The 10,473-nt window shown below is 74.3% G+C and carries 8 protein-coding genes; 1 reads left to right on the top strand and 7 read right to left on the bottom strand.

From position 1 onward, the window contains the following. Window positions 1-18: 18 nt before the first annotated feature. Window positions 19-1,602 carry a PfaD family polyunsaturated fatty acid/polyketide biosynthesis protein gene (locus ACFVS9_RS28720; protein WP_389936985.1) on the bottom strand — a complete coding sequence of 528 codons (1,584 nt, stop codon included), beginning with the start codon at window positions 1,600-1,602 and terminating at the stop codon, window positions 19-21. 71 nt (window positions 1,603-1,673) lie between these two features. Beyond that, the gene (locus ACFVS9_RS28715) at window positions 1,674-2,789 is read right to left on the bottom strand and encodes an SDR family oxidoreductase (RefSeq protein WP_389936982.1); all 1,116 of its coding nucleotides are present in this window, start codon (window positions 2,787-2,789) and stop codon (window positions 1,674-1,676) included. 353 nt (window positions 2,790-3,142) lie between these two features. Here ACFVS9_RS28715 and ACFVS9_RS28710 point away from each other — a divergent pair, with 353 nt between their 5' ends. After that, window positions 3,143-5,503, top strand: a complete 2,361-nt coding sequence (locus ACFVS9_RS28710; RefSeq protein ID WP_389936979.1) for a beta-galactosidase — start codon at window positions 3,143-3,145, stop codon at window positions 5,501-5,503. Between the two features lie 102 nt (window positions 5,504-5,605). Here ACFVS9_RS28710 and ACFVS9_RS28705 read toward each other — a convergent pair whose 3' ends face one another. The 5 genes from ACFVS9_RS28705 to ACFVS9_RS28685 form a co-directional block, all read right to left on the bottom strand. Further along, window positions 5,606-6,304, bottom strand: coding sequence for a FadR/GntR family transcriptional regulator (locus tag ACFVS9_RS28705; RefSeq protein ID WP_383116989.1), 699 nt, complete (start codon window positions 6,302-6,304; stop codon window positions 5,606-5,608). A gap of 150 nt (window positions 6,305-6,454) precedes the next feature. Beyond that, on the bottom strand, window positions 6,455-7,444 hold the full coding sequence (locus tag ACFVS9_RS28700) for a sugar kinase (protein ID WP_389936975.1): 990 nt from the start codon (window positions 7,442-7,444) through the stop codon (window positions 6,455-6,457). Further along, window positions 7,441-8,106 (bottom strand): bifunctional 4-hydroxy-2-oxoglutarate aldolase/2-dehydro-3-deoxy-phosphogluconate aldolase, encoded by a 666-nt coding sequence (locus ACFVS9_RS28695; protein WP_389937040.1) that lies wholly within the window; start codon window positions 8,104-8,106, stop codon window positions 7,441-7,443. Before ACFVS9_RS28695 ends, ACFVS9_RS28700 begins: the two co-directional genes overlap by 4 nt. 98 nt (window positions 8,107-8,204) lie before the next feature. Next, entirely contained in the window at window positions 8,205-9,350 is a 1,146-nt protein-coding gene (gene dgoD / locus ACFVS9_RS28690; protein ID WP_389936972.1) for a galactonate dehydratase, read from the bottom strand. A 73-nt stretch (window positions 9,351-9,423) separates the two neighbouring features. Beyond that, window positions 9,424-10,209 carry an SDR family NAD(P)-dependent oxidoreductase gene (locus tag ACFVS9_RS28685; RefSeq protein WP_389936969.1) on the bottom strand — a complete coding sequence of 262 codons (786 nt, stop codon included), beginning with the start codon at window positions 10,207-10,209 and terminating at the stop codon, window positions 9,424-9,426. Window positions 10,210-10,473: the final 264 nt, after the last annotated feature.

Here is a 10,473-nt window from a genome sequence, read left to right as displayed (position 1 = left end):
CGGGCGCGGGGAGCGCGGTCAGGCGAGGAGGCACGGGGTGAAGGCGGACGCCCGGGACGGCACCGGTACGCCGAAGCCGCGCAGCTGGTGCGCGCGGGTGGCCACGGCCGCGCCTTCGAGCAGGTTGAGCGCGATCTGCACCACGGTGCGCTCGGCCGGGTCCGCCAGCGGGCTGCCTTCGGTCCACCGGTTGAAGGCGCCCATCGCCGGGCCGCACCAGATCTGGTAGTCGCCGCGGCGGGCGGTGTCGCCTTCGATCGCCCAGCGGCTGGAGTTCCCCAGGTACCAGCGGAAGACCAGTGCCATCCGGTGCCGCGGATCCCTGTCCGCGCGGTCCGCCTCCGCCGGGTCGCGCTGCTCCCAGAAGCGCCGCGTCCACGCCCACACCTCGTCCAACGGGGCTCTGAACACGTCCCGTTCGAGCGTGGCGCGCAGCCGCTCCGGCAGTTCCTCCAGGGAAGGGTGCGCCTGGTACGCCGCGTAGAGGCGGCCGGCCCGCTGGGCGAACATCGTGCCCCGGCGCAGCACCTGGAGCGTGACGCCGGCCTCGAACATGTCGGCGGCCGGGGCCATGATCACGTCGGCGATGTCGGCGTCGGCCAGCATCGCCTTCGCGTCGTCGGAGATGCCGGCCTCCACGGCCGTCTGGTTGACCGACCCCGTCACCACGTAGGCCGCGCCGAGCGCGAACGCGGCGGCGACCCCGTCCGGCGTGCCCAGTCCGCCGGCCGCGCCGACCCGGACCTCCCGTGTGTACCCGTGGCGGCGTACGGTCTCCTCGCGCAGGAGCATGATCCTCGGCAGCAGGACGCCGAGGGGCCGGTTGTCGGTGTGGCCTCCGCTGTCGGACTCCACCGTGAGGTCCTCGGCGACGGGCACCAGCGCGGCGAGCTCGGCCTCCTCCGCGGTGAGCTCTCCGCTCCCGACCAGGGGGCGCAGCAGTTCGGGCGGCGCCGGGGAGAGGAAGCGGGCCGCGACCTCCGGCCGGGAGACCTTGGCGAGGATCCGGGTACGCCGCACGACCTGCCCGTCCGGTCCGCGTCGCAGGCCCGCCGCCGAGCAGAGCACCACGGCCGGGGTGAGTTCCATGTACGCCGACACCGAGACGCAGGGGACGGCGTGGCGCAGGAGCAGCTTGGCGACCCTGAACTCCAGGGCCGGCTCGTTCGGCGAGTGGATCAGGTTCACACCCCAGTTGGACAGGCCGGCGAGCTCCGAGGCCAGCTCACGGACGGCTCGCTCGACCTCGGCGAAGCCGAGGCCGCCGGCACCGAAGAACCCGAGCATCTCGGCCCGTGCCATCGCCGCGACCATGCGCGTGGTGGCGATGCCGTTGGCCATCTCCCCCGCGACGTAGGGGAACCGGACACCGTGCGCCTCGCAGAAGGTCCGCCCTCCCAGCCACTCGGGGTACAGCGGGGGGAGGGTTCCGACGACGTCGCCCGGGGGCCTGGGGCCCATCACCAGGCCGAGCTCGCGTCCGGTGGGGCCGGCGACGATGTGGGCGTGGCGCCGCACCTGCCGTACGCAGGCCGCGATCTGCTCCGGTGCGAAGACCGGAGCGGTGGCCGCGGTCCCCTCAGGACATGCCAGGACGGACAAGGTCGGTTTCCCATCGGGCGTAGGTGGCGAACGGCGTGCCGTGAGGCGGGACGGCCCCGGTGCGGCGCGGGTCAGGGTGCTCCGGTCGTGGACGCGGTGCGGGGGGCGACGCCGTCGACGAGGTAGTCGAGACCGACGCGGATTCCGGACGGGAGCGGGCCGAGCAGGCTCCGTACCCGGGTGTCGTCGAAGCGGCGGCGGTGGCTGAGGTACGGCGTGAACCCGGGGTAGAGGTCCACGGCCGCTTCCAGCGGGGCGGGGTCGTCCGGCCTGCTGTCGACGAGCCGGACCCGCACCGGTGCGATCCGCTCGACCAGGGCGGTGAGGACGGTGCTCGCGACGTCGTGGTCGTGGACGACGTGGTAGACGTCGGCCCCTCCCGAGGGCGGCAGGCCCGCCAGCCGGACCATGACGGCGGCGGCGTGCTCCACCGGCATCAGGTTGAGATGCCCGAGGGGATGGCCCGCCAGCCGGACCACCGGGCGGTGTTCCGGGGGCGGCTCGCCTTCGGCGGAACCACCGCCGGGCAGGGACGCCTCCACGATCCGGGCGAGGAACCGCAGCGGATGCGGAGGGAGTTCGGGGTGCGGCGGCATGTCCGTGACCAGGACGCTCGGCCGCATGACGACGACGGGCCGCCCATGGCGCCGCGACCAGTCGCGCACCAGCACCTCGGCTTCGTACTTGGACCGCTCGTAGTTGTTCTCGAAGCCGTGGCGGTCGTCCAGTTCGTCCTCGTAGACGACGCCGTCACGGCGCGCCCCGCCGACGAAGGCGGTGCCGATGTGGTGGACGAGGGGCCGGCCGGCCCCCGCGGCGGCCAGCTCCAGCACGTGCCGGGTGCCGTCGACGTTCGTGCGGCGGAGGCTCGCCAGGTCGTCGTCCAGGTTGATGTTCCCGGCGCTGTGCCAGATCACGTCCAGCTCGTCCGCCAGCCGCCGGTACTCGGCGGGGGCCAGCCCCAGCAACGGGCGGCTCAGGTCGGTCTCCACGACGTGAAGCCGGCCGGGGAGCGCCTCGACCAGCGCGTCGGGCGCACCGCTCAGCTCCATGAAGCGCGTGATCCGCCCCAGCGCGCAGCCCGAGCCGGCGTGCGCGAGGATAGTCAACGAGTCGTGTACACACAGCAGTTCACGGACGAGACGCAGTCCTAGGAACCCGGTGGCCCCGGTGAGAGCGACGCGCACTTTTCAGCAACTCCAGGGTTCGGTGGGTGAAGATCCGGTCGCCCTGACGGGGAACCGTGGAACGTGTGGAGTCGCCCGCGTGTCCCCCCGGTCGGTCTTCCGACATGCCCAACCGCCTTTGTGCGAAGGGGGAAACGGCACGTGCCCGACACATTCACCCAACTTCACCCGATCGGCCCTGTGTTCCGTGATCACAGGAGACCGCGGGCGCCGCTCACGGCGACGGGGGCGTCGCGCGGGGCGTCCGGCCGGAGCCGGACCTTGTTCATTAATTATGAATACTTCTTGACAGGGTGGTGACGCGCGCAGACCATGACACGAGTTCACCGAGCCTCCCTCAGGAGCCGCCCGTCATGCTGTCGCTGCACGTGCAGAAGCCGTCCGCACCGCTTTCCGGGCACCTGCCGATGGGAAGCCCCCCAGGGGTTCCGGACCCCGTGTCGGTCGACAGCCGGCGGATCCTCCGGGGCGCCGGGGCGTGGATCCCCGCCATGGGCGAGTTCCACTTCAGCCGGTGTCCGGCCGCCGAGTGGCGCGAGGAACTGCTGAAGATGCGCGCGGGCGGGATCGACCTGGTGGCGACGTACCTCTTCTGGAACCAGCACGAGGACCGGCGCGGCACCCCGCGTTTCGACGGGAACCTCGACGTACGCCGTTTCGTCCGGCTGTGCGCGGACCTCGGGCTGGCCGTGGCGGTGCGCATCGGCCCGTGGTCGCACGGCGAGTGCCGCAACGGCGGCTTCCCCGACTGGCTCCAGGACGCCGGCTGCGTGCCGCGCACCGACGACCCGGCGTATCTCGCGCTCGTCCGGGCCCACTTCGCCGGGATCGCGCACGAACTGCGCGGGCTCGCCCACGAGGACGGCGGCCCGGTCGTCGCCGTCCAGGTGGAGAACGAGCTGTACGACCGGCCGGACCACCTCGCGACGCTGCGGCGCACCGCGGAGGACGCGGGCATCCGGGCACCGCTGTGGACGGCGACCGGCTGGGGGGCCGCCCGGCTCCCCGAGGACGTGCTGCTGCCGCTGTACGGCGGCTACCCGGAGGCCTTCTGGGAGGACGCCCACCCGGGCTGGGCGCGTGGCATGCGCCGCCACTACTTCTTCACGCCCATCCGCGACGACCACGCCATCGGCGCCGACCTCAGGAACCACGCGCCCACCGGTACGGGCCCCGACGACAGCCGCTACCCGTACGCCACCTGCGAGCTGGGCGGCGGCATGGCCGTCGCCTACCACCGGCGCCCGCTCGTGCCGGCCGAGGACATCACCTCGCTGGCCCTGTCGAAACTGGGCAGCGGCTCCGTGTGGCAGGGCTACTACCTGTACCACGGCGGCTCCCAGCGCCTGGACCACACGGTCCCCAACCAGGAGTCCCACGCGACGGGTTACCCCAACGACCTGCCGCGGGTCTCCTACGACTTCCAGGCCCCTCTGGGCGAGTACGGGCAGGTGCGGCCGTCGTTCCACCGGCTGCGGCTCCAGCACCTCTTCCTGCGGGACTCCGGCGCCGCCCTGGCCTCGATGCCGTCGGTGCTGCCCGAGGCGGGACCCGACGGCCTGGACGACCGGACGACGCTGCGCTGGGCGGTCCGCTCGGACGGCGAACACGGCTTCCTGTTCGTCAACAACCACCAGCCCCATGAGCCGTTGCCCCGGCACGAGCGGGTCCGCTTCCGGATCCGGACGGACGGCGGGCGCACCGTGACCCTCCCCGGGCGGCCGGTGGCCGTTCCCTCCGGTGCGCACTTCGTCTGGCCGATCGGGTACGACCTGGGCGGCGGTGTACGTCTGGAGTGGGCGACGGCCCAGCCCGTCACCCGGCTCCACGTCGGCGGCACCCCCCTGACCGTGCTCGCCGCCACCGCCGGGATCGCCGTGAGCCTCGCCCTGCCCGCCGGGCTGCGCGTCGAGGGCCCGGCCGAGGTGGCGGCGGGCGCGGACGCCACGCTGGTGACCGTCCACGAGCCGGGGACGGACGCCGTGCTGACCGTCCACGGTCCGGCCGGGCCCGTGCGCGTGCTCGTGCTCGACGAGGACGGTGCGCGGTCGGTGAACCGGGTCCGGATCTGGGGCGAGGACCGCCTCGTGCTGTGCGAGGACCTCGTCCTCGCCGACGGTCCCGAACTGCGCCTGCACACCGCCTCCGCAGCCGCCTCGTTCGCCCTGCTGCCCGCTCCCCCGGCACTCTCCGGGCCGGGGCTCGGCGCCCCCGGCCCCGACGGCGCCTTCACCCGGTGGCCCCTCGCCCTCCCGCGGCAGAGGCACGAACCCGTGGTCACCTGTGTGCGGGCCGGGTCCGCCGCCCCGCCCGCGAGGACCGGCGGCCCGCACGGCCGCGCCTCCGCGCCCCTGGACGAGGACTACGACGCGGCGAGCGTCTACCGGATCTCCGTGCCCCGTGACGCCTTCGACGGTGACGGCGAGGTGCTGCTGAGGCTCTCCCTCACGGGCGACACGGGCCGCGCGTACATCGGGGGCCGGCTCGTCGCCGACCACTTCTGGTACGGCCCGGACTGGGAGATCGGCCTGCGCCGGTTCGCCGGGGAGGCCGTCGAGCACGGCGTCGAGATCCGCCTGCTCCCCCTGTCCCACGACAGCGAGGTGTACGTCGGCGCCTCGGCCCGCAGCGGTCTCGACGCGGCCCGCCGGACGGCCGCCCTGCACTCGGCACACCTGGTCCCCGTCCACCGCGTCGCCGTACGCCCCGCCTGAACGGGGCGCGCAAGGTCCGAGCCGGGGCACCGGCGGGAGACCGGGAACGCGGGAGACCGGCGTGACGGCGGTGCGGGGCAGGGGTGTTCGGCGCCCGGCCGGTCAGCCCCGGGTGACGGTCTCCGCGTCGGCGGCCGCCTTGCTGAGGAGTTCCGTCATCGCGGTGTGGGCGCGATCCGCGTCACCGTCGCGTACGGCGTCCAGAACGGCGAGGTGGCTGGGCACCGGGTCGTCGTCCTGCCGGTGCGCGTGCACGAGACGGTCGCGCTCCCGGAGCCCGGGCTCCAGCAGCAGGTCGAACCGGGCCAGCAGGTCGTTCCCGGTCGCCACGAAGAGCGCCCGGTGGAAGGCGGTGTCGGCGGTGGCCGCCGCGTCGGCGTCGCCCCGCGCCCGGCCCATGGCCGCCAGCGCCTCCTCCAGCGCTTCGAGATCCCGCTCGCTCCTGCGCCCCGCGGCGTGCCGGGCCACGGCAGGCTCCACGATGGCGCGTACTTCGGCGAGGTCACCGAGCAGCTTCGCACCGTTGCCGCTCGCCAGCCGCCAGCGGATGACGTCGGCGTCGAGGAGGTTCCACCGGCCGTCCGGCTGGACGAAGGTGCCGCGCTTCTGGCGGGAGTCGATGAGCCCCTTGCCGGCGAGGACCTTCAGCGACTCCCGCATCACGGTGAGGCTGATGTCCATCTCCTCGGCGACGGACCGCACGTCGATGGTGTCCCCCTGCGCGATCCGTCCCGAGACGATCCGGTACCCGAGGGCCTCCACGACCTGACCGTGGATGCCCCTGCCGACGTAGGCCGCCATGGCCCGCCTCCTCGTCCTGGTGAAGCCGCGCGGGCCCGGTGAGCGCTGTGCGCGACGGCATCATTGAAGCACCGGGACAATTGATGACGGGCAGGTGTGCCGCCGGGCGGAACCGTTGGGTGGTCCGGGCCTTCGCCGGTCGGGTACGGGTCAGCGGATCGCGGTGCCGGGTGCGGCTGCGAGCAGGCCGAGTTCGTCGCGGCGCGGCAGCCCTTCCCAGTCGCCGTCCGAGGCCACGGCGAACGCGCCCAGCGTGTTCGCGCGGGCGAGACGCCCCGCGGGCGGGAGGCCGTCGAGCAGACCGGAGAGGTATCCGGCGCAGAACGCGTCACCGGCCCCCACGGTGTCGCGTACGGGCACCCGCAGCGCCTCCACGGAGTGACGGGCGCCGTGCCGGTCGCGGAACGCGGCTCCCTGGCCCCCGCGTTTGACGACCACCTCCCGCACCCCGGTGTCCAGCAGCGCCTCGACGGCTCGTTCCTCACCGTCGGCCGTGCCGGTGAACGCGTCGGTGACCACGGGGAGTTCGTCGTCCGAGGCGATCAGGACGGTGAGGTGGGGCAGCAGGGGCCGAAGGGCTCTGCCCGCCTCCTCCGCCGTCCAGAGCCGGTTGCGGTGGTTCACGTCCAGGGTGACGGTCCAGCCCCGCCCGTGCGCGTGGGCGGCCGCCGCACGGACCGCCTCCAGGGGGCCGGGGCCGAGGGCGCAGGTGATGCCGGTCAGGTGGAGCACCCGGGCGCCGTCGCCGAGGGCGGGCGCGATGTCGGCGGGGGTGAGCAGCGAGGCGGCGGAGCGGCTGCGCCAGTAGTGGACCCGTACGAGGTCGGCGACGCGCTGCTCGCGGAGCATCGCCCCGGTGGGCGCGGCCGGGTGGGTGCCGGCGTGGGTGGTGTCGACGCCTTCCCCGCGCAGGGTGCGCAGGACGAGGCGGCCGGGCTCGTCGTCGCCGACGAGACCCGCCCAGCCGGCGCGGTGCCCCAGCCGTGCCAGCCCGATGGCGACGTTCGACTCGGCGCCGGCGACGGTGGTCCGGGCCTGGGCGCCGACCGCGAGGGTGCCGGGGAGCTGGGCGGCGAGCATGGTCTCGCCGAACGTCAGTACGTCCAGGGGTGCGGGCGGCCGCCCTGCGGCGGCGCTCACGCCTCCTCCCGCGCGCCGCCGGAACAGAGTGCGACGAAACGGCGGGCGCGTGCGCGCAGGGCGGTCAGGTCGCCGCCGCGCACGGCGTCGCCGGCCAGGGGGGACCCGACGCCGACCGCGACCGCACCGTGGGCCAGGTACTGTTCCGCGCCCGCCAGGTCCACGCCGCCGACCGGCACGAACGGCGTCTCGGGGAAGGGGTCGCGCAGGGCCTTGAGGTAGGCCGGGCCGCCGAGCGAGGCCGGGAACAGCTTGACGGCGTCGGCGCCGGCGCGGCGGGCGGCGACGGCCTCCGTCGGGGTCAGTGCGCCGGCCAGGACCGGGAGACCGGCCCGGACCGACGCGGCGACGGCTTCGGTGAGTGCGGGGGTCACGATCCAGCCGGCCCCGGCTTCGCGGGCGCGGGCGACATCGTCCTCGGTCAGCACGGTGCCCGCGCCGATGACGGTTCCGGGCCCCGCCTCCGCGGCGGCGCGGCGTATGACTCCGAACGCGTCGGCGGTGTTGAGGGAGACCTCCACGAGGGCCACGCCCTCCTCCGCGAGCGTCAGGACCGTGCGCAGCGCGGCGTCGGGGTCGGGTCCGCGCACGATGGCGGCCAGTCGGGTACGCCGCAGCAGCGCCTGGAAGGTGTCGTCGTCCGGAGGGGGCAGGGAGAGCATGTCGTTCACGTCCGGTGGGTTGGTGGGGCGGGGCCTGCCGCCGGGGAGGTCTCCCGGGGCGCGGCGGGCGGTACGGGGCCGGCCGGCCGGGGCCGGGGTCACCACTCGGCGAAGGATCCGTCGGGGTGGCGCCAGACCGGGTTGTGCCAGTCCTCGGCGGTGTCGTCGGCGGCGCGTACCGCGCGTTCGTCCACCTCGATGCCGAGGCCGGGTGCCGTGCTCCGCACGAAGTGTCCTTCGTGGAAGTCCAGCGGTGCCGGGTCGGCCAGGTAGTCCAGCGGTCCGGCGCCGACGTTGTAGTGGATGCCGATGCTCTGTTCCTGGATCAGGAAGTTCGGTGTGCAGAAGGCGACCTGGAGGCTCGCGGCCAGGGAGACGGGTCCCAGCGGGCAGTGCGGTGCGAGGAGCACGTCGAAGGTCTCGGCGAGCGAGGCGATCCGGCGGACCTCGGAGATGCCTCCCGCGTGGGAGAGGTCGGGCTGGATGACCGCCACCCCGGCCATGAGGGCGGGGAGCACGTCGGTGCGCGAGAAGAGCCGTTCCCCGGTAGCCAGGGGTACGGGCGATCCCGTGACCAGGTCGCGCAGCCGGTGCGTGTACTCGGGCAGCACCGGCTCCTCGACGAACAGCGGGTTGTACGGGGCGAGGTGCGGCAGGATCTTGGCGGCGTTGGCGGCCGTGAACCGCCCGTGGAAGTCGACGGCGAAGTCCCTGTCGTCGCCGAGCGCCTCACGAGCGGCGGCGGCGCGGGAGACGACCTCGTCGATGTCGCGGGTGGTCGCCAGCCGGTTCATCCGCCCGGAGGCGTTCATCTTGACGGCGGTGAAGCCGGCTTCGGCCTGTTCCCGCACGGCCTCGGCGATCTGGGTGGGCTCGTCCCCGCCGACCCAGGTGTAGGCCCGTACCCGGTCGCGCACCGGGCCGCCGAGCAGCTGGTGCACGGGGGCGCCGTAGAAGTTGCCCGCGATGTCCCAGAGTGCCTGGTCGAGTCCGGCGACCGCGCTGGAGAGGACGGGCCCGCCCCGGTAGAAGGACCCCTTGGTCATGGTCTGCCAGTGGTCCTCGATCCGCAGCGGGTCCTGCCCGACCAGGAGTTCCGCCAGTTCGTGCACGGCGGCACGGACGGTGGCGGCGCGGCCCTCGACCACCGGCTCGCCCCAGCCGACGACCCCGTCGTCCGTCTCGACGCGGCACAGCAGCCAGCGGGGCGGCACGGCGAAGGTCTCGACACGGGTGATCTTCATGCTTCTCCTTTGAAGGCCGGATACGGGCTGCCCGGTGCACCGGGCGCGGGCTGCGGGGCGGGCAGGCCCCGGCTCAGGAAGAGGTCTTGTAGGCGCTCCATCCGCCGTCGACGACCAGTGAGGCGCCGGTGACGAAGGAGGCGTCCTCGCTGAGGAGGAAGGCCGTCGCGCCGGCCACCTCGTCGGGACGTCCGAGCCGTCCGGCCACGGTCTGCTCGGCGCTCAGCCGCCGGTCCTCCTCCCCCACGGCGTCCCAGGCACGGGTGAGCACGGGGCCCGGCAGTACGGCGTTGACCCGCACGTCGGGCCCGTACTCGACGGCCAACTGCCGTGTCAGTCCGGTCAGTCCGGCTTTCGCCGAGGCGTAGGCGGGGCGTCCCGGCAGTCCGACGAGGGCGTGGACCGACGAGATGAGGACGGCGCTTCCCCGGGTGGTGCGAAGGTCCTCCACGCAGGCACGGAACCCGAGGAACGCGCCGGTCAGGGTGGTGCCGAGCTGCTGGTTCCACTGGTCGAGCGTCGTGTCGTGCGCGGGGGCCACGCGCACGGTGTAGGCGTGGGAGACGAACGCCGAGACAGGCCCGAACGCCGCGTGCACGGCGTCCAGCGCCGACGCCCAGTCGGCCTCGTCGCTCACGTCGGTGCGGTGGAAGAGCGCCTCTCCCCCTGCGTCCCGGACGGCACGTGCGGTGCGCTCGCCCTCCGCCGTGTCGATGTCGGCGACGAGGACGCGGGCACCCTCCTGGGCCAGGCGCCGCGCGGTGGCGGCTCCGATGCCCCGGGCCGCTCCCGTGACCACGACGGCGCGGCCCTCGAAGCGGCGCGTCCCCCGCGGCCTCTGCGGGTCGGTGGGCGGCATGGGGCGGCTCCGGATGCTGCGGCGCGGGCGGCGTGCGGGCGGTCGGCGGTGTCCGGGGACAACGCCACGGTTATTAAATATGAATTAATGCGGGGTGCCAAGGGGGTGCGCCGAGGTTCCGCGCCCAGCCGGACCGAAGGGGGCTCCGGACAGCGGACCGGTGGGCAGGGCGGCGGACCGGTGGTCAGGTCCCTACCGTCCGCCTGCCCGGAGGTCTCCCGACGCGCTCGCGCGGACGGGCGCTCCGCCCGCGCGAGCGGGCCC

The organism is Streptomyces sp. NPDC058008 (assembly GCF_042886395.1).
Lineage (GTDB): Bacteria > Actinomycetota > Actinomycetes > Streptomycetales > Streptomycetaceae > Streptomyces.
The sequence above is the reverse complement of the archived record's forward strand: the minus strand, read 5'-3'. Positions and strand labels throughout refer to the sequence as shown.